At 65.0% G+C, this 22,117-nt stretch carries 21 protein-coding genes; 16 read left to right on the top strand and 5 right to left on the bottom strand.

Annotation, left to right across the window (positions count from 1 at the left end; all coding sequences use genetic code 11):
• Window positions 1-49: 49 nt before the first annotated feature.
• The 3 genes from QCE64_RS24660 to QCE64_RS24650 are packed head-to-tail and all read right to left on the bottom strand — an operon-like array spanning window position 50 to window position 3,075.
• Entirely contained in the window at window positions 50-1,117 is a 1,068-nt protein-coding gene (locus tag QCE64_RS24660; protein WP_309924082.1) for a phosphotransferase family protein, read from the bottom strand.
• The gene (locus QCE64_RS24655; protein WP_310006759.1) at window positions 1,110-2,303 is read right to left on the bottom strand and encodes an acyl-CoA dehydrogenase family protein; all 1,194 of its coding nucleotides are present in this window, start codon (window positions 2,301-2,303) and stop codon (window positions 1,110-1,112) included. The genes QCE64_RS24660 and QCE64_RS24655 overlap by 8 nt, the downstream gene beginning before the upstream one ends.
• Before the next feature lie 16 nt (window positions 2,304-2,319).
• On the bottom strand, window positions 2,320-3,075 hold the full coding sequence (locus tag QCE64_RS24650; RefSeq protein WP_309924078.1) for an SDR family NAD(P)-dependent oxidoreductase: 756 nt from the start codon (window positions 3,073-3,075) through the stop codon (window positions 2,320-2,322).
• A 79-nt stretch (window positions 3,076-3,154) separates the two neighbouring features.
• Here QCE64_RS24650 and QCE64_RS24645 point away from each other — a divergent pair, with 79 nt between their 5' ends.
• The 15 genes from QCE64_RS24645 (at window position 3,155) to QCE64_RS24575 (ending at window position 17,997) form a co-directional block, all read left to right on the top strand.
• On the top strand, window positions 3,155-3,859 hold the full coding sequence (locus QCE64_RS24645) for a GntR family transcriptional regulator (protein ID WP_404987463.1): 705 nt from the start codon (window positions 3,155-3,157) through the stop codon (window positions 3,857-3,859).
• Between the two features lie 294 nt (window positions 3,860-4,153).
• On the top strand, window positions 4,154-4,963 hold the full coding sequence (locus QCE64_RS24640) for an IclR family transcriptional regulator (protein WP_310006757.1): 810 nt from the start codon (window positions 4,154-4,156) through the stop codon (window positions 4,961-4,963).
• 282 nt (window positions 4,964-5,245) lie between these two features.
• On the top strand, window positions 5,246-5,653 hold the full coding sequence (locus QCE64_RS24635) for a carboxymuconolactone decarboxylase family protein (RefSeq protein WP_309933559.1): 408 nt from the start codon (window positions 5,246-5,248) through the stop codon (window positions 5,651-5,653).
• Between the two features lie 286 nt (window positions 5,654-5,939).
• Window positions 5,940-7,043: a porin gene (locus tag QCE64_RS24630; RefSeq protein WP_310006755.1), complete on the top strand. Its 1,104-nt coding sequence runs from the start codon at window positions 5,940-5,942 to the stop codon at window positions 7,041-7,043.
• Between the two features lie 186 nt (window positions 7,044-7,229).
• A complete protein-coding gene (locus tag QCE64_RS24625) occupies window positions 7,230-8,543 on the top strand; it encodes an ABC transporter substrate-binding protein (RefSeq protein WP_309933556.1) in 1,314 nt (437 codons plus the stop codon).
• A 24-nt stretch (window positions 8,544-8,567) separates the two neighbouring features.
• Complete coding sequence (locus tag QCE64_RS24620; protein WP_309933554.1) at window positions 8,568-9,473, top strand: branched-chain amino acid ABC transporter permease; 906 nt, start codon at window positions 8,568-8,570, stop codon at window positions 9,471-9,473.
• Window positions 9,474-9,477: 4 nt separating this feature from the next.
• Complete coding sequence (locus QCE64_RS24615) at window positions 9,478-10,386, top strand: branched-chain amino acid ABC transporter permease (RefSeq protein WP_310006753.1); 909 nt, start codon at window positions 9,478-9,480, stop codon at window positions 10,384-10,386.
• Complete coding sequence (locus QCE64_RS24610) at window positions 10,383-11,135, top strand: ABC transporter ATP-binding protein (protein ID WP_310006751.1); 753 nt, start codon at window positions 10,383-10,385, stop codon at window positions 11,133-11,135. Before QCE64_RS24615 ends, QCE64_RS24610 begins: the two co-directional genes overlap by 4 nt.
• Before the next feature lie 7 nt (window positions 11,136-11,142).
• Window positions 11,143-11,847 carry an ABC transporter ATP-binding protein gene (locus tag QCE64_RS24605; RefSeq protein WP_309933549.1) on the top strand — a complete coding sequence of 235 codons (705 nt, stop codon included), beginning with the start codon at window positions 11,143-11,145 and terminating at the stop codon, window positions 11,845-11,847.
• Between the two features lie 22 nt (window positions 11,848-11,869).
• Window positions 11,870-13,462 carry a GMC family oxidoreductase N-terminal domain-containing protein gene (locus QCE64_RS24600; RefSeq protein WP_310006749.1) on the top strand — a complete coding sequence of 531 codons (1,593 nt, stop codon included), beginning with the start codon at window positions 11,870-11,872 and terminating at the stop codon, window positions 13,460-13,462.
• Window positions 13,463-13,482: 20 nt separating this feature from the next.
• Entirely contained in the window at window positions 13,483-14,271 is a 789-nt protein-coding gene (locus QCE64_RS24595; RefSeq protein WP_309933545.1) for an enoyl-CoA hydratase/isomerase family protein, read from the top strand.
• Between the two features lie 21 nt (window positions 14,272-14,292).
• Window positions 14,293-14,682, top strand: a complete 390-nt coding sequence (locus QCE64_RS24590; RefSeq protein WP_310006747.1) for a hypothetical protein — start codon at window positions 14,293-14,295, stop codon at window positions 14,680-14,682.
• A 22-nt stretch (window positions 14,683-14,704) separates the two neighbouring features.
• A complete protein-coding gene (locus tag QCE64_RS24585; protein ID WP_310006745.1) occupies window positions 14,705-15,514 on the top strand; it encodes an alpha/beta hydrolase in 810 nt (269 codons plus the stop codon).
• Window positions 15,515-15,547: 33 nt separating this feature from the next.
• A complete protein-coding gene (locus QCE64_RS24580; RefSeq protein ID WP_310006743.1) occupies window positions 15,548-17,116 on the top strand; it encodes an AMP-binding protein in 1,569 nt (522 codons plus the stop codon).
• A 113-nt stretch (window positions 17,117-17,229) separates the two neighbouring features.
• Window positions 17,230-17,997: an IclR family transcriptional regulator gene (locus QCE64_RS24575; RefSeq protein WP_309933540.1), complete on the top strand. Its 768-nt coding sequence runs from the start codon at window positions 17,230-17,232 to the stop codon at window positions 17,995-17,997.
• 16 nt (window positions 17,998-18,013) lie between these two features.
• Here QCE64_RS24575 and QCE64_RS24570 read toward each other — a convergent pair whose 3' ends face one another.
• Window positions 18,014-19,162: a MaoC family dehydratase N-terminal domain-containing protein gene (locus QCE64_RS24570; protein ID WP_309933538.1), complete on the bottom strand. Its 1,149-nt coding sequence runs from the start codon at window positions 19,160-19,162 to the stop codon at window positions 18,014-18,016.
• Between the two features lie 262 nt (window positions 19,163-19,424).
• Here QCE64_RS24570 and QCE64_RS24565 point away from each other — a divergent pair, with 262 nt between their 5' ends.
• Window positions 19,425-20,960 (top strand): class I adenylate-forming enzyme family protein, encoded by a 1,536-nt coding sequence (locus tag QCE64_RS24565; protein ID WP_309933536.1) that lies wholly within the window; start codon window positions 19,425-19,427, stop codon window positions 20,958-20,960.
• Between the two features lie 621 nt (window positions 20,961-21,581).
• On the opposite strand, the gene QCE64_RS24560 is transcribed toward QCE64_RS24565, so the two are convergent.
• On the bottom strand, window positions 21,582-22,117 hold a 536-nt coding region (locus tag QCE64_RS24560), incomplete at its 5' end, for a hypothetical protein (protein ID WP_310006741.1).

Genomic DNA, 22,117 nt, shown 5'->3' with positions numbered 1-22,117 from the left:
GAAAGAAGAGTTTGCTGGCCCGTCTTCACGGGGCGTCAGCCTGGAAGATTCATTGCCCGCCCGCGCGCTGCGCCTCGCGCCAGGCAAGCTGCGCCACGCGCGCGAACCGGTCGCCCATGGCGCGCGCGTCCTCGCTGACCGCAGTGCCCCGCGCGACGCGCGCACGGATGCCATGCAGGATCGCCGCAAAGCGGAACATGTTGAAGACGACGTAGTAGTCGAAGTCCGCGATGGCTTCGCGCCCGGTGCGGCGGCAATAGGCCTGCACGTAGGCCGCTTCGTCGGGCAGGCCGAGTTGGGCGAAATCGAGTCCGCCGATGCCGCCCAGGATATCGGTCGGCAGGCGGTACATCATCGCGTGATAGGCGAAGTCGGCGAGCGGATCGCCGAGCGTCGAGAGTTCCCAGTCGAGTACGGCAATGACGCGCGGTTCGACGGCATCGAAGATCAGGTTGTCCACGCGAAAATCGCCATGCGTCAACGCGGTTTCATCGCGCGCGGGCAGATTCGCTTCGAGCCACGCGATGACGTGATCCATGTCCGCATTGCGACCGGCGGCCTCGTCGCTGAGATACTGCCGCGACCAGCGCTCCACCTGCCGCGCCACGTAACGCCCCGGCTTGCCGTAGTCGCCGAGACCGAGCGCGGCATAGTCGAGACGGTGCAGGTCGGCGAGCGTCGCGTTCATTGCATCGAGGTAACGGAACCGTTCCGCCTGCGGCACGTTCGAAAAGCCCGATTCCCAGAAGATCCTGCCGCGCACCCGCTCCATCACGAAGAACGCGCTGCCCAGCACCTGCGGATCTTCGCAGACGCCGAACACCTTCGGCACGGGAAAGCCGGCCGCGCCGACCGCCGCGATCACGCGCGCTTCCCGCTCCACCGCATGAGCGCCCTTCAGCAGCGGGCCCGGCGGCTTGCGGCGCAGCACATACTCGCGCTCGGGCGTGCGCAGCTGATACGTCGGATTCGATTGCCCGCCCTTGAACTGCTCGACCCGCATCGGTCCGGCGAAACCTTCGACGTGCGCCTGCATCCATTGGCCGAGCGCTGCCTCATCGAAGCGATGCGCGTCGCGCACCGGCCCGGTCCCTGCGAAATTCGCCGCGTCAGACACGATAGCTTCCTCCCAGCGCGGCCCGCTTGATCTTCTTGGCCAGCGACCACTTGTGCACTTCGGTCGGACCGTCGTAGATGCGGAACGCGCGGACCTCGCGGAACAACTGTTCCACGATCGAATCGCGCGAGACACCCGACCCGCCCATCACCTGCACGCAGCGGTCCGCCACCCTGAACAGCGCGTCCGATACCGCGACCTTGGTCATCGAGCTTTCGGTGGTGCCGAGATCGCCCTGATCGAGCACGCCCGCGCACCAGTCGATCATCAGCGCGGCCTGTTGCAGGTCGATGGCGTTGTCGGCCAGCATGAAGCCGACGCCTTCGTGATCGATCAGCCGCTTGCCGAAAGCGTGGCGCTTGCTTGCATAGTCCACCGCGATCTCCTGCGCGCGCACCGCGAGTCCGAGCCAGCGCATGCAATGCGACAGACGCGCCGGCGACAAACGGATCTGCGCGTATTCAAAGCCGCCGTGCACCTCGCCCAGCACCGCGTCCGAGGCCACGCGCAAGCCGCGAATGGCCACGCGCGCATGGCCGCCCGGCATCGAACTGTCGATCGTATCCAGCACCCGCACGATCTCGATGCCCGGATCGGGCAGCGCCGCGAGGAACATGGTGGCGCGCGGCTTGTCGCCATCGTCGGTGCGCGCCATGACGATGCCCACTTTCGCCCCGACCGCACCGGTGATGAAGGTCTTGTCGCCGTCGATGATCCACGCGTCGCCGTCGCGCCGCGCCGTGGTTCTGAGCATGCCTGGGTCCGAGCCCGCGCCGCCGTCTTCGGCGGGTTCCGTCATGAAGAACGCCGAGCGCGCCTCGCCTGCGACGAGCTGGTCGAGGTAACGCGTCTTCTGCGCGGGCGTGGCCACTTTGCCGAGCAGGTACATGTTGCCTTCGTCGGGCGCCATCGTGTTGACGGCCACCGGTCCGAGCGGCGATAGCCCCGAACGCTTCAGCACGGCGGCGGTTTCGAGTTGGGACAGATGCGCGCCGTCGGACAGGATGTGCGGCGTCAGCACGCCGGCCTCGCGTGCGAGCGCCCGCAACTCCGCGACCAGTTCCGCCGAAGGACCATGTGGACCGAGGCGGCCATCGCGTTCATATGGAATCACGCGTTCACGAACGAACGCTTCGACGCGGTCCGCGATCTCGCGGCTGCGTGCAGTGGGAGGAGCGGTCAGCATGGGTCGATGGAGTGAGTTAGAGACTGCTGGTCAAGTGGCCGCCATCCGCGACGATGACGGCTCCGGTCATGTAGCGCGATGCATCGGAGGCAAGCAGGAGCAAAGGGCCGTCGAGGTCGTCGAGTTGTCCGAGGCGGCGTTGCGGAATGCGGCGGATCAATGCTTCGCCGGCGGGTGTGCGCCAGAACGCCTGATTCAGTTCCGTCTCGATGTAGCCGGGCGCGATCGCATTCACCCGGATGCCATGGCGCGCCCATTCGAGCGCAAGCGACTGAGTCAACTGAACCACGCCCGCCTTCGACACCGCATACGGCAGCACATTGCCCGCCTGTCTGAGCCCGAGAATCGACGCCACGTTGATGACGGATCCCGCGCGGGCCTTCAGCGCGGGCATCAACGCCTGGGCGACGAAGAACATCGCCTTCAGGTTGGTATCGACAACGGTATCCCAATCGGCCTCGCTCTGCTCGATGGCGGGTTTGTCGATGACCACGCCGGCGTTGTTCACGAGCACGTCCAGTGCGCCGATCGACTCGGCCATCTGCTGGCGTGAAGTTGCATCGTTGACGTCGATCTGGATGAAGGATGCGTGGCCGCCTGCTTCCTTCAAGCGCTCGACCTGCTCCGCCAGGACGCCGCCGCGCCGACCGGCGAGAATCACCTCGGCGCCGTGCGCAGCGCAGACCGACGCGAAGTGAGCGCCGAGTCCGCTCGATGCACCGGTGATCAGAACGCGCTTCCCTTGCAGGCCGAATGTCTCCTTCGGGGGCATGAATCTCCTTATTGTTCCAACCGATTGTTGGACAATCTTAAGGAACAAAATCGTTTTGTTCAACTGCTATGATCCGCCGATGAACGCAAGAACCCCCACCCGCTCCGCGTCTGATGACGACGCGCCGGCCGATGCCGACAAGGGCGCCGCTTCCGACGCGGTGTTCCATGGCATCCTGCGCGGTCTCGAAAGCCAGGCTTTCGTGCCGGGCCAACGTCTGGTGGAAGCCGATCTTTCCGCGCGCTTCGGGGTCAGCAGGAATTCGGTGCGCGAGGGTCTGCAACGGCTGGTGGCCGAGGGCGTCATCGAATTGTTGAAGCACAAGGGTGCGGTGATTCGCACGCTCGACGTGCAGGACACGATGGACGTTCTCGACGTCGCTGAACTGATGACGGGTCTTCTTGCACGCGGCGCTGCCCGGAATCACGCCGATGCGCCGCTGGCGAGCAAGGTGCGTCAAAGCCTGCGCGAACTCGCCCGCGCCGACGACGCACGCGACACCCTCGCCTTTACCCTCGCGCGACGGCAGTTTTATCGGGCGCTGCTGGATCTGTCGCGCAATCGCGAACTGAAGCGCCTCTTCCCGACGATTCATATGCCGATCGTGTACGCGCAGCATCGCTTGCCTTCGTTGCAGCAGATCAGGTTGCGCGACTACAAACGCATTGCAAGCGCGGTGCTTGCGGGCAAGGAAGATGAGGCCGAAGCGCTGGCGCGCGAACACGTTCAGACGGTGCGTGCGTGCATTCGGGAGAATTACGCGCGGTTGAGTGATGTCGGGTGATTCACGCGATTAATCTTTGCAAAGTGACTTCATGTCGCTCTTAAATGGGTCTTTAACAAGCGTGGCAGCTTTCTAAGAATGTGCCGGACTGACGCGGGTTGACCGAAGCAGCATGCGCACCTAGAATTCCCGCCAAGCACATGAGTTTCTTTTTTAGAAACGAGAGTTTCCCACACTCGAGGCCGATGGAATCTGATGGCGGAGTCGAGATAATCACGCCAAAAATGCCGCCGAGCTGCCGCGCGACGTGTGGCACAGGCATCGGATTCAATTCGCCCGCACTGTTTCTGCACTATGCCTCCCATTACCGAAGACGATTCCAGTTCTCCCGCCGCGATGAAATCGCTGCGCTCCGCATTGCGCGTGCTGATGGAATTCACGAGCGGAAGCGCCAGCTATACCGTCACTGAACTGGCTGCGCAAACCGGCTTGAGCAAGAGTCATATATCGAAGATTGCCGCCGCGCTGGCCGATGCCCGACTTATCCGGCAGGACCCGTCGTCGCAGGCTTATTCCGTGGCGGTGCGCTCGTTTATTCTCGGTTCGCAGTTTTTCAACCAGGACGAGTTGTGCAGCCACGCATTGCCCCTACTGCGCGATCTCACAGAACGCACCGGTCACAGCACGCGGCTTTCAGCACTCGACGGCGACCGCGCCGCCTATCTGATCGGCATCAATGGTCCGCTGTTCACGGACTCGCCGTGGAAGATCGGCACCTACATGCCGATTCATTCCACGTCCGCCGGCCGCATCCTGCTGGCCTTCATGGACGAGCAGGACATGCTCGCGATCATCCATCAGCCGTTGCGCAAGGTCACGCCGGCGACGGTCGTGGATCCGTCCGCGCTGGTGAAGCTGCTGCACACCGTGCGCGACAAGGGCTTTTCCGTTTCGCGCGATGAGAACACCCTCGGTCTGGCGGCTATCAGCGTGCCGGTCTTCGATAAACATCGCGTGGTGATCGGCGCGTTGAGCATTGCCTTCCCCAGCCATACCGTCGCGAAGAAAGAAGAAGCTGAATTGCTGATTCCGCTGCAACGCACGGCGCGAACGCTCTCCCAACGCATGGGCTGTCCCGTGTATCCCTACGGCGGCGCGCGCTGAGGCGCGACTGATCCGCTCGACTCACGGCCGCTCGCCGGCCGTCTGATCCCCTTCTATAGCTGGTTTCCTCGACAGTCCCGGGCGCGCATGCGGCCCGGACTTCCTGCCGCACGCCCTCTCTTTCACGCTGCATGACCACGCGACCAACTTGCGCGCGCACGTCGCGGCGTCGCGCATTCAGGCAAACCCTCGTTGCGTCGCGAAAAAATAAAGCTAATATAACTCCGTGTTTCCGTATGGAACACAAGGTGTTCCAAAAATTCACTCAGACAAGGACGCTTCGTGAATCAATCCGAGATCGATCAGGCCATCGCGCGCGGCAAGGCGCACTTCCAGGAAACGCTGGGCAATCTGCCCGAACCCATCCGCGCGATGATGGAGCATTGCCCGCAGCACTGGCCGGGCTATCTGCTGTTCCGCGAAGGCGTCTACGGCGACCACACCGCGCAAGGCGGCCTGGACCTGAAGACCAAGGAACTGCTCTATACGGTGCTGGACATCGTCACCGGCAATCTCGAAGGCGCCATCAATCACGGCAATGCCGCGGCCAAGGCCGGCATGAGCAGCCGCGAACTGGCCGAAGCCTGCATGCAGGTCATGCACGTGTGCGGCGTCACCACCTGGGGCAAGACCGGCTACAAGGTCGTCGATCACATCGCTTCACTCGAACGCGATCGCGCCACGCGGTGACTATCCGGCGAAACGGCTCAGCCGCTACGTCAACCGCCTGATCCATGCACTGCAGCGAGGCCGACCGCTCCCGGGTCTGTCGGCCTTGCACGCCGGACCGGCGCCGGATTCATCGACATCGCCGCACATCGCATTGCCGTCCTGCCGTCGCCATCGAACGGCGGAACAACCGGGAATAACCGGGGAATAACCAGGAAGAAGCGCGAGACGGCACGGGAACTAACGTGGTTTCACGAACCTGTCTGTTAGCAATTCGAAATATCAATCGGAGACGAAGGTGAAGCAGATGAAGAACGGCAAAGCCGTGGCGGCCGCTTTCGCGGGCCTGGCACTCGGCGCAGCGAGCCCGGTCGCGCGAGCGCAGAGCAGCGTGACCTTATATGGCGTGATCGATACGGCCATCGACATATCCAACCAGGGCCACGGCACGCTGGTCCGTGAAACCAGTGGCGCCATGCAGGGCTCGCGCTGGGGCTTCATCGGCAAGGAGGATCTCGGCGGCGGCTATCAGGCCATCTTCACGCTGGAGAACGGCTTCAACGCGAACACCGGCACCGCCGGACAGGGCGGCCTGCTGTTCGGACGCCAGGCGTTCGTCGGCTTCACCGGACCGCAAGGCACGCTGACCTTCGGCCGGCAGTATTCGCCCGAGTTCTGGGCCTTCACCTACAACGACGCCTTCCTCGGCGGTCTGCAAGGCGGCTTGTCGGACTTCTACCGGACGCTGCTCGACGGATCGCAGAAGAACATGATGAACGCGTATGCGTCGAACGGGCGGACCAACAATTCCGTCGTCTACAAGACGCCCAATCTGTATGGCTTCACGGTGACCGCCATGTACGCCTTCGGCGGCGTTCCCGGAAGCATCAAGGACGGCCAGACCGTGTCGGGCTGGGTCAACTACACGCTCGGCGGCTTCGCGTTCAACGGCGCGTACCTGCGTACCATCACCACCAACGGCGCGGGCGACCTGATCGCCTGGACCGCGGGCGGCACCTACACGATCGGACCGGCGCAGATATTCCTGGCCTACAGCAAGGACACCGACACCACCGCCAACACGCCCGCCCTCACAGGCCCCAAGGTGCAGTTCTCGCTCGTGAACCTCGGCCTCCGCTATCAGATCACGCCGGCGCTGACGGCGATGGCGCAGGTCGTGCACGTCATCAACACGTCGGATGGACTCTCCGCGTCCCAGAACGCCTACATCGAAGCCATCGGACTGCAATACGCGCTGTCGAAACGCACGGCGGTGTTCGCGTCGTACGGGCAGGTGCAGAACAAGAACGGCTCGACCTACTCACTCGGCGGCGCGGTGTACCTGGCCGGCGTGGCCACGCCGAATTCGGTGGGACGCACGTTTCAGCTCGGCATGCGCACGTCGTTCTGATCAAGCCGAAGCTAATGGACTTCCCTAGGAGACAACTATTAAGCGAACGCGCCAAAATAATTCCTGTGAGGCACATGCGTTTCCATGATGGAAACGATGGGACGAAGTTCGGGCGTCTGGCAAGAATATCGCCTTCCGACAACCCGGCCACGCTGGTCTGCTATCTATTCCGCTACGGACACCCAATTGCAAGCTACACAACCTCACGCGCGTCTCGCCGCGCAACGCTGTACGACGAGAGCCGCCGCAACTTCGCTGTGCTCTTCCTGGAGCCATGTCATCGACAGCCTTGGCGCAAGCGCATCGCGCGCGCTGCTGGACGTCGCGCTCCTGACCGCGCTCGGCGGCGCGGCGCCTGCACACGCTTTCCAGTCCGAAGGCACGGTGCGCATCGGATCGATGGAAGCGCAAACCGGCATCCCGGCGGCGTACGGCATCCAGGCGCTGGTTGGCTCGCAGATCGCCATCGACGAAATCAATGCGGCCGGAGGCGTGAAGGTGGACGGCCGCATGGTCAAGCTCGCGCTCACGCCGGCGCCGAACGGCTATGACCCGGGCGGCGACTCCGCCGCGACCATCGCGCTGATGAAGAAGCTGGTCGCCGACGATCGCGTACTCGCCATCAAGGGCACGTCGAAGTCGGCGAACACCGAAGCCGCCTTCAACTACCTGAAGGAACTGGAAAAGCAAGGCACGCCGGTGGTGCTGCTGTCGTCGGCTTCCGCGAGTCCGGGGCTGGGCAAGATCTCCAGCTGGGGCTTTCGCAATTCGTTCTTCGAGTCCGACCTGATCCAGAGCGAGACGAAGCTGCTGCACGACAAGTTCGGCTACAAGACCGCCGCGATCTTCGTGGCCAAGGACAACGCCGCCAATGCGCTGACCGCGCAGAGCGTCCTGCGTCCGGCGCTGGAAAAGGCCGGCTTCAAGATCGTCGCCGAGACGGCGGGCCTCGAGAATGACAGCGACCTGTCCGCGCAGATCGAGGCGCTCTCGAAAGCACAGCCCGATGTCGTCGCGGTGTCCACGCCGGTGCTCGCGGGCGTCAACCTGATGAAGGAAGCGAAGCGCCGCGGCTTCGCGCCGAAGGTGTGGATCGGCACGATCGGCAACATCGCGCCGGAAGTACCGAGGCTCGGCGGCAAGGCGGTGGAAGACATGCTCGTGGGCAGTTCGTACTCGCCTGACCAGCCGAAGATCGCCGAGCTCGCGCAGACCTACCGCAAGCGCGCGGGCATCGACATCAATCTCTTCGGCGTGAACGGCTACGAGGCCATCTATTTGTTCAAGGCGGCCATCGAGGCGTCGGGCATCAGGAACACGCCGGACACGTTGCAGGACGACCGCAAGAAGTTTCGCGATGCGCTCGCCAAGGTGGACATCGTCAGCATCACCGGCGAGCGCGTCACCTTCGACGCCGAACACGACGCGGTCAAGAAAGGCTACTTGCTGACGATCAGGAACGGCAAGTACCAGATCTGGGACCAGAAGCCCTTCCATTGAACCTACGCGGCCGCGGAAATCGCCATGCATATCCTTGAGTACATCTTGAGCGGGCTGCTGTTCGGGAGCACGTATTCGCTCGTCGCGATCGGCTTCACGATCATCTTCGGCGTGCTGCACCGGCTCAACATTGCCCACGGCGCGACGATCATGGTGTCGGCGTTTGCCGGCGCCACGGTCTCGCTGCTGCTGGGCGGCGACAGCTATGCGGTGCTCGCGCTGTCCTTCGTCGTTTCGGTGGTGACGGGCGCGGTGCTCGGCGTACTCATCGAGCGCGTGATCTTCCGGCCGCTGCGCAACGCCTCCTATCTCGCGCCCTTCGTCGCGACCGTCGGCATCACGATGGCGCTCGAAGAAGCGATGCAGCAGGTCTCACGCCGCGTGCCGATCTTCTATCCGGAGTACACGCCGTATCCGTCGCCGCTGGAAGATCTCTCGTTCCATCTCGGCGAGGTCTATATCCGCGGCGCATACGTGGTGATCTTCGCCGTCTCGCTGATGCTGATGGTCCTGCTGCATCTGTGGGTGACGCGCAGCAGCTCGGGCCGCGCGATGCGCATCGTCGAGGAAAACCCCACGGCCGCGCGTCTGCTCGGCATCAACGTGGAGCGCACCGAGATGGTCGCGTTCGCGGTGGCCTCCGCGCTCGCCGGCGCGGCGGGCTGCCTGATCGGCGTGTCCACCGGCACGATCAACGCCTATATCGGCGCGCCGCTGCTGCTCACGAGCTTCGTGGTGATCGTGATCGGCGGACTCGGCAACCTGTATGGCGCGATGTTCGGCGGCTTGTTCGTCGGCGTCGTGCAGATTCTCACGACGAACCTGCTCTCGGCCTCTTACAAGGAAGCGGTTCTGTTCATCCTGATGTTCATCGTACTCATCGTGCGTCCGCAAGGCCTGTTCGGCGGCGCGGTGGGCCGGCCGGACTGAATCCATGAGCTATCTCGTCACCCTCTTCACCATCGCCGGCCTCAACGCGATCCTCGCGGTCAGCGTCTACATGACGCTGGCGACCGGCCAGTTCTCGCTCGCGCAAGTCGGCTTCTGGGCCATCGGCGCGTACGGCACCGCCGCGCTGACCACGCTCTATGGCTGGGCGCTGCTGCCCGCGCTGCTCGCCTGCGCCGCCGGGTGCTTCGTCATCGGCATCGCGCTCGGCTATCCGTGCCTGCGCGTCAAGGGCATCTATCTGGCGCTTGCGACGCTCGGCTTCTCCGAGTGCGCGCGGGTCTTCTTCCTGAACTTCACGTGGCAGGTGCCGGTGCAAGGCGTGCCGACCGGACCCGCCGCGGCCACCGGTTTTCGCAACGTGGCCGTGCTGACGCAACCGTGGCACGTCGCCGCGTTCCTCGTCGTGCTGATCGTGCTGCTGGTCGCGCTCGAGCGCAGCCGCTACGGCAAGATGCTCGGCGCGATCCAGGAAGACGAAGCCGCCGCGTCCGCGATGGGCATCGACGTGGTCGCCAGCAAGCTGCTCGTGTTCGCGCTGGGCGCGGCAGTCGCGGCGGTCGGCGGAGGCCTGTATGCGTGCTACATGTCGTTTATCACCTCGGGCGACTTCGGCTTCAGCCTGACGATGCTCGCGGTGCTGTATGTGGGCGCGGGCGGTCTCGGCACCTTCTGGGGCCCGGTGTTCGGCGCGGTGCTGCTGACGCTGCTGCCCGAGGTGATCCGCCCGCTGCAGGAGTACCGGATGATCTTCTACGGACTGCTCGTGACGGCCATCGTGCTGGTGCGCCCGCGCGGCCTGATCGATGAAAACGCCGTGCACTGGCTCGGCCGAGTCACGCGCCGCAGGTCCGGTCACGACGAACGCCGCCGTCTGCAAGGAGGGCAATCATGAACACGGCACTCAGTCTGCGCGGCATCGCGAAATCGTTTGGCGGGGTCAAGGCGCTGTCCGGTGTCGATCTCGACGTCGACGGCAGCGAGATCCTCGGGCTGATCGGCCCGAACGGCTCTGGCAAGACGACGCTGGTCAATGTCATCTCCGGCTTCGTGCGGCCCGACAAGGGCGTTGTCTCGCTCGGCGACGCGCATGCGCTGACCGGACTCCAGCCGCATCGCATCGTCCGGTCCGGCGTCACGCGCACCTTCCAGAATTTGCGCATCTTCAAGCGGCGCACGGTGCTCGACAACGTGCTGCTCGGCCAGACGCCCAAGGTCTCGCTCGGCGAAATCCTCAACCCGCTGCTGACGGCGCAGGTCCGCGCCCGCCGCCGCGACGCCCGCGAGTGGCTGCAGCGCTTCAACCTTGACGAGCGCGCGGAGGCGATTGCCGGAAGCCTGTCGTTCGGCGAGCAGAAGCGGCTGGAGCTGGCGCGCGCGCTGGCCAACGGCCCGCAGGTGCTGCTGCTCGACGAACCCGCCGGTGGCATGAATCCGAGCGAGATCGAGGAACTGAAGGTGCGTCTGCGCGAGGTGCGGGCAAGCGGCGTGGCCATCCTGCTGATCGAACACAACATGAAGCTCGTGATGGAACTGTGCGACCGCATCGCGGTGCTCGCGCACGGCTCGATGATCACCACGGGAACACCCGACGCCGTCCGTCGCGACGAACGCGTCATCCGCTCGTACCTCGGCGAGGAGTAGAACGGCCATGCTCGATGTCTCCAACCTGTCGGTCCGCTACGGCGCGATCGAAGCCCTCAAGGGCGTCACGCTGAACGTGACGCCGGGCGAGATCGTCACCATCATCGGCGCCAATGGCGCGGGCAAGTCCACGCTGCTGCGCGCGCTGTCCGGCCTGATCCGCCCGGCGGCAGGCCGCATTCGCTTCGAAGGAGCGGACCTGTCCGCCGTGCCAGCGCACACCATCGTGCGCAACGGCCTGGTGCACGTGCCGGAAGGCCGCATGGCGCTGGCGAAGCTCTCGGTACTCGAAAACCTGCTCGCCGCGACCGGCATCCGGCGCGACAAGTCCGAAGTCGCCGCCGATGTCGATCGCGTGATGGGCCGCTTCCCGATCCTGCGCGAGCGCGCGAAGCAACTCGCCGGCACGCTGAGCGGCGGTCAGCAGCAGATGCTGGTGATGGCGCGCGCGCTGCTGGCGCGGCCGCGGCTGCTGTTGCTCGACGAACCGTCGCTCGGCCTCGCGCCGGTGATCAGCCAGCAGATTTTCGAACTCGTCTCGGAGATCCGCCGCGAGGGCGTGACCGTGCTTCTGATCGAGCAGAACGCGAAGCGCGCGCTGGCCATCGCCGACCGCGCCTATGTCCTTGAGCTCGGCCGGATCGCGCTCACCGGCGCGGCGGCGGCGGTCGCGTCCGATCCCAGGGTGATCCAGGCTTATCTCGGCGGTTGACCCTTCAACGAAAAGATCCCACATGGAAACCTACGATTACGTCGTTATCGGCGGAGGCACGGCGGGCTGCATCATCGCGAACCGCCTGTCGCAGTCGGGCAGGCATCGCATCCTGATCCTCGAAGCGGGTCCCGACGACCGGAAGCTGTGGACGCGCTTTGTGGTCGGCGTGTCGAAGACCATCACCGATCCCGACGTCAACTGGTGCCTCAAGTCCGAGCCCGAGTCGAACGCGCATGGCCGCCGGCTCGCCGTGCCGCTGGGGCGCGTGCTCGGCGGCTCGTCGGCGATCAACGGCGGCGTGTACGTGCGCGGCAGCCGCGCCGACTACGACCGCTGGGCGCAGAAAGGCTGCGTTGGCTGGTCCTATGCCGACGTGCTGCCCTACTTCAAGCGCGCCGAACGCTTCCAGCGCGGCGCCAGCGAGTATCGCGGCGGCGACGGTCCGCTCGGCGTGTCCGACAACTACGAGAGCGACAAGCTGATCGACGCCTTCATCGCGTCGGCGCAGGCGGTCGGGCATCGCTGCAATCCGGACTTCAATGCGCACTCGCAGGACGGCTTCAACTACTCGCAGACGACGACCTACAAAGGCTGGCGGCACAGCACCGCGCGCGCCTATCTGAAGCCCGTGCAGGGCCGCCGCAACCTGACGGTGATCACCGGGGCGCTCGCCAGCCGGATCGTGTTCGAGAACCGCCGCGCGGTGGCCGTGGAATACCGGCAGGAAGGCGCGTCCGTCACGGTGCGCGCGGCGAAGGAAATCATCCTGTGCGCGGGCGCGATCCACTCGCCGGCGCTGCTGGAGCGCTCGGGCGTCGGTCAGGCGGAGCGGCTCGCGGCGCTCGGCATTCCGCTCGTGCACGACGCCCGCGAGGTCGGCGAGAACCTGCAGGATCACTTCGCCGCCTGGACGCGCTGGCGCGTCAAGGGCCACGCGACGCTGAACCAGCGCACGCGCGGCTGGCGCGCGGTGCTCGAAGCGCTCAAGTTCGCGTTGTTCCGGACCGGCGCGCTGACCTATCCCGCGTGCCCGGCGATGGGCTTTGCGCGCACCCGCGACACCGAGGAACACTGCGACGTGCAGTTGTTCGCGGCGCCGCTGTCGTTCTCCGACCCGGCCACGCGCAAGCTCGATCGCCATCCGGGCATGACGATCTCGGTGATGGGCCTGCGGCCCGCGAGCCGCGGCTCGGTGCATCGCGAGTCCGCTGATCCGGCCGCGTCGCCGGTGGTGCGCTACAACGCCTTCTCGGTCGAGGACGACGCGCGCGTGATCGCCGACGGCATCAGGATCGCCCGCAGCGTAATGCTGGCGGGTCCGCTGCGCGTCTTCGAACCGGTCGAGACGGCGCCGGGCGCGGCAGTGTCGAGCGATGCCGAACTGCTCGACTTCGTGCGCCAGGCCGGCAACACCTGTTATCACCCGTGCGGCACCTGCCGGATGGGCGCGGATGACGACGCCGTCGTCGATCCCCGGCTGCGCGTGAACGGCGTCGAAGGCCTGCGCGTCGCCGACAACTCGATCATGCCGGAGGTCGTCTCCGGCAACACCAACGCCACCGCGATCATGATCGGCGAGAAAGCCTCGGACCTGATCCTCGCGGACGCCTGAACCCGGCAAAGGAGCCGCTGATGATGTACGAGAACTACGAGATGCTGACCTTCAAGCGCGCGGGGCGCGTGCTGCGCGTGACCATCGACAACCCGCCGCGCAACACCATGGTCGGCGCGCTGCATCACGACCTGCACCGGGCCTTCGTCGAGATCAATCACGACGAAGACACCTCGGTCGTGGTGCTGACGGGCAAAGGCGAGGCGTTCTGCGGCGGCATCGACATTCCCGCGCTCGCACGCCGGCTCGAACAGCCGCAGGACTTTTCGCTGATCGCGAGCGCGCCCGAGCTGCTGCACGCGCTCATCGACCTGCGCAAGCCGATCATCGCGCGCCTGAACGGCGATGCGATCGGCGTGGGCGCGACCATCGCGCTGTATTGCGACATCATCATCGCCGCCGATCACGCGGTCATCGCCGATCCGCACGTGCGCACCGGCCTCGTTGCCGGCGACGGCGGCGCGCTGCTGTGGCCGCTGGTGATCGGCTTCGCGCGCGCCAAGGAGTATCTGCTGACGGGCAATCCGATCAGCGCCCCCGACGCCGCCGCGATGGGCCTCATCAACCGCGCGGTGCCGGCGGACCAGCTCGACGAGGCCGTTGACGCGCTCGTGACCCAGATCGCCGAGGGCCCGCCGATGGCCGTGCGCCTCACCAAGCAGGCCGTCAACATGCTGCTCAAGCAGTGGGCCGTACCGTACGCGACGGCGCATATCGGCCTGGAGACCTTCAGCAAGGCGCACGCCGATCACAAGGAAGCGGTCTTCGCGCTGCGCGACAACCGCGCGCCGAAATTCACCGGTCGTTGAGCCGCCATCGAGGAGAACACCTTGACCCAGACGCCACCTGACCATGCGCCCATCCCGGCGCGCGCATGGTTCCAGCGCTTCGCCGGCCATCTCGAACAGGACGACGACTTTCGCGCGCACGGCCGCTGGCTCACCGCGCGCATCGCATACCGCTGCGACCAGCAGACCGTCGTGATGCAGATTGACCGCGGCATCGTGCTGGATGTGGTCGAAGGCTACAGCGAGTCCGACTACCTGATCTCCGGCACCCGCGAGCAGTGGAACGTGCTGTTCGAAGCGGGCTGGGGCCTGGTCCGGCTTTACCGCACCGGCACGCTGACGGTGCGGGCCGATCCGGTGCGGCTGATGCAGAACTGGAAGGCGCTCTTCTTCATCACGGAGGCCATGCGGCACTTCTCCGGCCACGCCTGAACACGACACTACGGGATCGCACATGCCTTACCTTTATCTCGACGATCTGCGCCTCTACTACGAGGAAGAAGGCGACGGCCAGCCGCTCGTCCTGATCCACGGGGCGAGCCAGGACACGCTGTCATGGCACGACAACATCCGCCACTTCGCTACCCGCTACCGCGTCCTCGCGATCGACCTGCCGGGCCACGGCAAATCCGCACTCGTCGAGCGCCGCCCGACCACGACCACCGCGGAATTCACCGGCGTCGTCTGGCGCTTCATCGAGGCGAAGCAACTGCGCGAGCCGATCATCATCGGGCACTCGCTGGGCGCGGGCGTCGCCATCATGACGTCGATCGAGCATCCCGAAGCGATCAAGGGCGTCGTCGCGGTGTGCGGCGGCGCGGCGTTCCGTGGATCGGCGGGCGTGAGCTATCAGGGCGACCTGCTGCGCAACACGCAGATCAACGCAACCGACTGGCTCGAAACCATCTTCCATTCGGTGCTCGGGCGCACGACCTCGCTCGAACGGCGCCGCGAGATGGCCTTCGACGCGACGCGCTGCTCGCCCTACGTCTCGTACGCCGACCTGCTCACCTACGCGGGCCTCAACCTCTACGAAGCGATGCACAAGGTGCGCCGGCCGGTGCACTGGATCGTCGGCGAGGATGACTGGTCCACGACGCCCGCAATGGCGCGCGCCACCAGCGCGCAGTTCGCCGCTCAAGGCGTGGATTCGGAGGTGCACGAACTGAAGGGCCTGGGACACATCCCGCACTGGGAACAGCCCGACGCCTTCAACGCGATGCTCGACACCGTGCTCGCCAAGTTCGATGCAGTCGAGCGTTGATCGCGACCTCTCCACACGTTCCGGGCCACGCACATGTCATTCAACTTTGAACCGCTGACCCCGACGAACGCTTTGCGGCGTGCCGCGCTCGTGTTCGGTGATCGCGTGGGCGTCGTGGACGGCGACATCCGCTTCACCTACGCGCAGTTCCTCGAACGCTCGCTGAAGTTCGCGGGCGCGCTGCGGACGCTGGGCGTCGGCGTGGGGGAACGTGTCGGCATGCTGGCCGGCAATACGCACGTGATGCTGGCGGCGCACTACGCGGTGCCGTTTGCCGGCGCGGTGCTGGTGAGTCTCAACACGCGCATCACGCCGGCCGACATGACGTGGATCCTGCGCCACGCCGGCTGCACCGTGCTGATCTACGACGATGACTACGCCGAGGCCGCCGCCCGGGTGGCGCGGGAACTCGGACCGGCGCTCAGGCTGGTGCGGGCCGGCGGCCACGAAGACGAACTCGAGACGCTGATCGCCTTCGCCGCGCCGTTCGACGAACCCGTGCGCGACGAGATGGGCATGCTCGCGATCAACTACACGAGCGGCACGACGGCGCAGCCGAAGGGCGTGATGGTTCACCATCGTGGCGCGGCGTTGCAGGCGCTGGCGATGGCGCTGCACATGCGGCTCGACGCCGACTCGGTCTATCTCTGGACCCTGCCGATGTTTCACTGCAACGGCTGGTGCTTCACCTGGGCCGTGACGATGGTGGGCGGCGTGCACCTGTGCCTGCGCAAGCCGGAAAGCACGGCGATCTGGCGGCATCTGCGCAACTCGGGCGTGACGCACCTGTGCGCCGCGCCGACGGTGCTGACGTCGACCATCTGGGACCCGGAGGCCGCCAACGGTCCCGCGCCGCAGCCGGTGCACATCGCCACGGGCGGCGCGCCGCCGACGCCTGCCCTGCTCGAACGACTGGCGGCGCTCGGCTTCGGCATGACGCATCTGTATGGCCTGACGGAGACCTTCGGCCCGGCGTGCATCTGCGAATGGCGCAGCGAATGGAATCCGTTGTCCTTCGAAGCGCAGGCGCGGCTGAAGGCGCGGCAAGGCGTCGGCAATGTGATCTCGAACGAGCCGCGCGTGGTGGATGCCTCGGGCGCCGATGTCGCACCTGACGGCATCGCGCTGGGCGAGATTGCGATTCGCGGTAACAACGTGATGCTCGGCTACTACCGCGACGCCGCCGCGACGCAGGCCGCCAGCCCCGATGGCTGGTTCCGCACCGGTGACCTGGGCGTGCGGCATCCGGATGGTTACATCGAGCTGCGCGACCGTAGCAAGGACATCATCATTTCCGGCGGCGAGAACATCTCGTCGGTGGAGGTGGAGCGCGCGCTGACGTCGCATGGCGATGTGCTGGAAGCGGCGGTCGTCGCCTGTGCAGACGAGAAATGGGGCGAAGTGCCGGTGGCCTTCGTCACCCTGAAGGACGGCGCGACGGCCGGCGAACAGGCGCTGATCGAACACGTGCGTGCGACGCTTGCGCGCTTCAAGGCGCCGAAGCGCGTCATCTTCGATGCGCTGCCGAAGACGGCCACCGGCAAGGTGCAGAAGAACCTGCTGCGCGCCCGGCTCAAAGAACGGCAAGCACCAGAGACCTGATTCAACGCCTGCGCCTCGCGTTGCCCCGCGAAGCGGATACGCGACTCCAACCGTAGCCCAAATTCAGCACTATGCCGCCCATCACTGAAGACGATTCCAACTCTCCTGCCGCCATGAAGTCCCTGCGGTCGGCGCTGCGTGTGCTGATGGAATTCACCAGCGGCAAGCCCAGCTACACCGTCACCGAACTCGCGGCGCAGACCGGCCTGAGCAAGAGCCATATCTCGAAGATCGCAGCCGCACTGGCCGACGCCCAACTGATTCGCCAGGATCCTGCGTCGCAGGCCTTCTCGGTGGCCGTGCGTTCATTCGTGCTCGGCTCGCAATTCTTCAATCAGGATGACTTGTGCGGCCAGGCGCTGCCGCTGCTGCGCGACCTCACGGAGCAGACCGGCCACAGCACGCGCCTCTCGATGCTCGATGGCGACCGCGCCGCGTATCTGATCGGCATCAACGGGCCGCTGTTCACGGACTCGCCGTGGAAGATCGGCACCTATATGCCGATCCACGCGACCTCCGCCGGCCGCGTGCTGCTGGCCTTCATGGCCGACGATGACATGCGCGCGCTGTTGCGCGGGCCGCTCAGGAAGATCACGCAGGAAACGATCGTCGATGCGGAGACCTTGTTCGAGCTGCTGCGCGCCGTGCGCGAGCACGGCTTCTCCGCGTCCCGCGACGAGAACACGGTCGGCCTCGGCGCGGTCAGCGTGCCGGTGTTCGATGCGCATCGGGTGGTGATCGGCGCGCTCAGCATCGCGTTTCCGAGCCACAACGTGGCCCGAAGCGAGGAAGCGGCGCTGCTCGCGCCGCTGCAACGCGCCGCGCGGACGCTGTCGCAGCGGCTGGGCTGCCCGGTGTATCCGTACGGCAGCGCCCGCTGAGTTTCTTGGAAAGGCTTCAGCGCTGCTTCAGCTTCACGGTTGCCGAGCCGGTGATCGTGACCTGTCCCAGCTGGTTTTCGCCCCAGAGCTCCAGGTCGACGAGCGCTGCGCCGTCTTCGATACGCTTGCCGGTCACGCGACCCGAGAAGCGATGCGTGTCGCCGAAGATCACCGGCAGCTTGATGCGCGCGCTATAGCGCAGCATCTCGCCTTCATCGCCGATCCAGTTGGTCACGACGGTCGCCAGCATGCCGCAGCGCTGCGGGCCGTTGTCGTAAGGACCCGGCATGCCGAGATCCGCTTGCGCCACTTTCGCGTCCTGATGCCCGATGCTCGGCAGCACCTTCGCGCCGTAGTAGCACTTGTCGTAGTTGTTCGGCAGCTTGTCCGGGTCGTTGCGCGCCCACGCCGTGTAGCGCCACTTGAGCTTGGTGGACTTGTAGCCCGTCGTGCCGACCGCGCCGGCGTAGTACGTCGTCATGTCCATCTGGTTGATCGGGCCGCGCACGGTGCCGGGCAAGTCCTCGCCTTCGCGCACGTCGTCCCACCACAGCGTCGCGGCGCCACGGCGGAATTCTTCGAGCTGGGCGGTCATGATCGCGTCGAGTTCGGCCTCGGTATAGACGTGCTTCTCGCGCGGCTCGTAGCGCAGCCCGTCCGATGCGCCGCTGCGCGCCACCCGGAACGTATGCGAGCGGACCCGCGTGCAGAGCTCGCCCTTCTGGTTGTGATACAGCACCTCGCCGGTCTGCAGGACCATGTTGCGCACACGGCGTCCTTCGAGCTTCTTCGCTTCCACATATTCCGCCGACGCCTTGATCTCGTCGTTGCGCTTCATCGGCTGGAAAAACTCGGCATCGATGCCCGAGTAGTACCACTGGATATCTTCCAGCCCCGGCGCGACGACCGCGTCGAACACAGCGAAGAAGAACGTCGGCGGCGCGATGATGCTGCCCCAACGGGTGCCGACCGCGTAGTCGGGATCGCTGTACAGCGGATTGTCGTCGCCGATGCCCCAGCTGTAGTGGCGGATGGTGTCGCGCGTGGCCTCGTTGTTCCATTGCTCGATGCGGATGGGCATGCCCAGCAGCGCGCGGGCTTCGGCCAGCGCCCGGTCGCCGAGTTCGGGAGTGTCGAGATCACGGGTGTCTTGAAGTGTCGTCATGGCGCCTGTCAGATTCGTTTCTGTTAGGGAAACATCAGTTCTCATTCGAACATCCAGCGCAGTATGTTCATCGAATGGCGTCGTGCCCATTGGCGCAAATCCCTTCTTGCTTTCATCCGAGGGCTGACGTTACTATAACTCTATGTTTCCGTATGGAACACATCGTGTTTATTTAGATCGAAAGACAGGGAGACTCTGTGAACCAGGCTATTGCAGTGGCCAAGGCCGGCATGAGCGGCCGCGAACAGGACCGCGCCGCACGATGAACTTCTCGCTCTTCACCGAACTACACGCGCGCAGCGAACCGGATGCGCTGGCGCTCGCCGATGAACGCGTGCGGCTCTCGCGCGCCGAACTGGATGGCTGGGCCAACCGCTTCGCTCACTGGCTCAACGCGATGGGACATCGGCCGGGTTCTCCGGTCACGCTGTTCCTGCCCAACCGGGCTGAAATCGTGATCGCGCTGCTCGGCGCCTGGAAGGCGGGCGTGGTCGCGGTGCCGCTGAACTGGCGGCTGGCGGGCGAGGAACTGAGGCGGATTGTCGGGCACACGAATGCACGTTCCGTCGTGACCACCGATGCCCATGCGCAGGCCTTCGTGGAGATGGGCGCGCGCGATGTGCTGTGCGTGACGTTGCAGGCGCAGGAAGGCAGTTTCTGGACGGCGTTGCGCGCCTATCCCGACACCTACGCGTCATTCCAGGCGCAGAGCGGCGACATCGCCAATCTGCTGTACACATCGGGCTCAACTTCTACGCCGAAGGCCGCGATCCATACGCACGGTATGCGGGCATCGATCGGCGGCGCGATGGCGGACTGCTTCCAGCTGTCGCGGCGCGACGTGGCGCTCGCCATCTCGCCGATGTTCCATACCGGCGGCTTGAGCGTGGCCTGCAACGCGCTGTTCGCGGGGTGTCCGCTCATCACGATGGAGAAGTGGGATCTCGAACGCTTCGTCGAGACGCTTGCACGCGAGCGCGTGAGCTTCGTGCACATCATCGCGACGCTGGTGGTCGATATCGTGCGCGCGCCGGCTGAGGTGTTCGCGCCGCTGCAAGGCCGTCCGCCGTTGCGCTTCACGTGGGGCGGCGGCCATTCGGTCACGTCCGAGATGCTGCGCACGTATGAGGAACGGCTTGGCGGCGATTTCCTGCTCGGCTACAGCCGCACTGAAGGCGGCCTGACCTATCAGCCGCTTGGCGCCGCGCGGCGCTTTACCGATCATGGACTGCCCAATCGCAACAGCGCGGACGTCGCCGTCTTCGACTGGACTACGCGCGCGCCTTGCGGCGTCGGCGAGGCGGGTGAGATCTGCGTGCGGGGAGACGGTGTTTCGCCCGGCTACTGGGACGGGGACTACGTGCGCACGCAGCGCATGACCGACGGCTGGCAGCGCACCGGCGACAACGGCTTCTTCGATGCGGACGGCCATCTTCATTTTCTCGGGCGGCTCGATTTCATGATCAAGACCGGCGGCGAGAACGTGTATCCGGAAGAGGTGTCGCGCGCGCTGCTGGAGATCGACGGGATACGTGATGCCGTGGTGTTCGGCGTGCCGGATGCGCGCTATGGTGAACGGGTGGCGGCGCTTGTGGTGGTGGAACCGTCGGGGCCTGTGTTGTCCGTGGAGGGGATTATCGAGGCGGCGCGTGCGCTGTTGCCGGGGTTCAAGATTCCGCGGCTGATTCAGTTGGTGGAAGAACTGCCGAAGCTCGGGAATGGGAAGGTCGATATGGTGGCGGCGCGAAGGAGCTTGCGGGAGGGGGTGGGGGTTGGTGAGTATGCGGGAGCGGGTTGATAAAGGAGTGAGAAGGGGCGGAATGTGAGGATCGCCCCGGTCGATTCGGCGGCGCGCTCGAACGCGCCGACGCCCTCGTGAAATTCTACGCCACCTCTCTCTCGTCTTGGATCAACGCCTGCTTCGTGCTGCCTGAGCGATAGCGCCAACAGGCGCTCGTCGCCCGGTCGACTTCTGATCTCATCCTTAATGCACACCATTTTTTAGAGATCCGATCCGGGATGTCTATCAATAAATCCCTTCGCAGTTGGATATCTGTCAAAAAATGTGAAACTCATCTTGTCTACTATTTCAAGGTTGAAAATGCTTATTCCCGCGTTTTTCAAGTGCAATTGATAGCTCGCTATCTTAGCTTCAACCTCATCCAGTAGCGAAAGTGCCATGCCATCCAGAATCTCAGAATAATCCGCGAGAAGTCCGGTCAGCTCTGATGGCAGTCAGTAGTCAATTATTTCGCCTCTAAAGTAATGCTCGATCTCTGCATCCGGGAAATAATCAAAAAATTCATAGATTTCACCGTCTCTTCCTGCCAGATAATCTCTCATCCTCCTCCTCCGCACTTGAAGACCTGCATCAGGTTACCCTTGTTCGCATTATGCCCGTCGGGACCATCGGGATGTATCAAGCGGGCATGGCTATTACCTGATCCATTTCTACTCGGATTATGAATGACATCAAACCCCGCGATTCTGATTTCCTCAGCACTTGCACCGACACGGTGAAATCGTGCTGCTGCACCACGACCTCACCCGTGATGCCGTTGACCGGTTCGCCAAAGACCCATTGAGCGACGAGTCTGACGAAGTTGCCCCATCGTCCGTTGCCCACGCGATCCTGAATCGCCCTGGACACGTGGCAGGCACGCGACGGTTTGGACAGACCGTGCGAGAAGACTGCACGCATCGCCATGCCGGCGAGCGCCGCGATACTGGGCACGGGTGGACCGCCCACCAGCACCGGACGGGATGCCGGAATCGGCAGCATCACCGAAGTCGGCAGCGACATGCTTCCACGCCGGGTGTGCTCACTGTTGTGTGACAGCGAAAGCATGCCCGTGAACCAGCACGTCAGCGCCGGCAGCACCGCATAGGCCATAGGATCACCGTTGGCCTGCACGGTCATGCTGCCGAGGACGGCTTCGCCGTTACCCGCGGGCT

It is taken from the genome of Caballeronia sp. LZ043 (assembly GCF_031451075.1).
Lineage (GTDB): Bacteria > Pseudomonadota > Gammaproteobacteria > Burkholderiales > Burkholderiaceae > Caballeronia.
The sequence above is the reverse complement of the archived record's forward strand: the minus strand, read 5'-3'. Positions and strand labels throughout refer to the sequence as shown.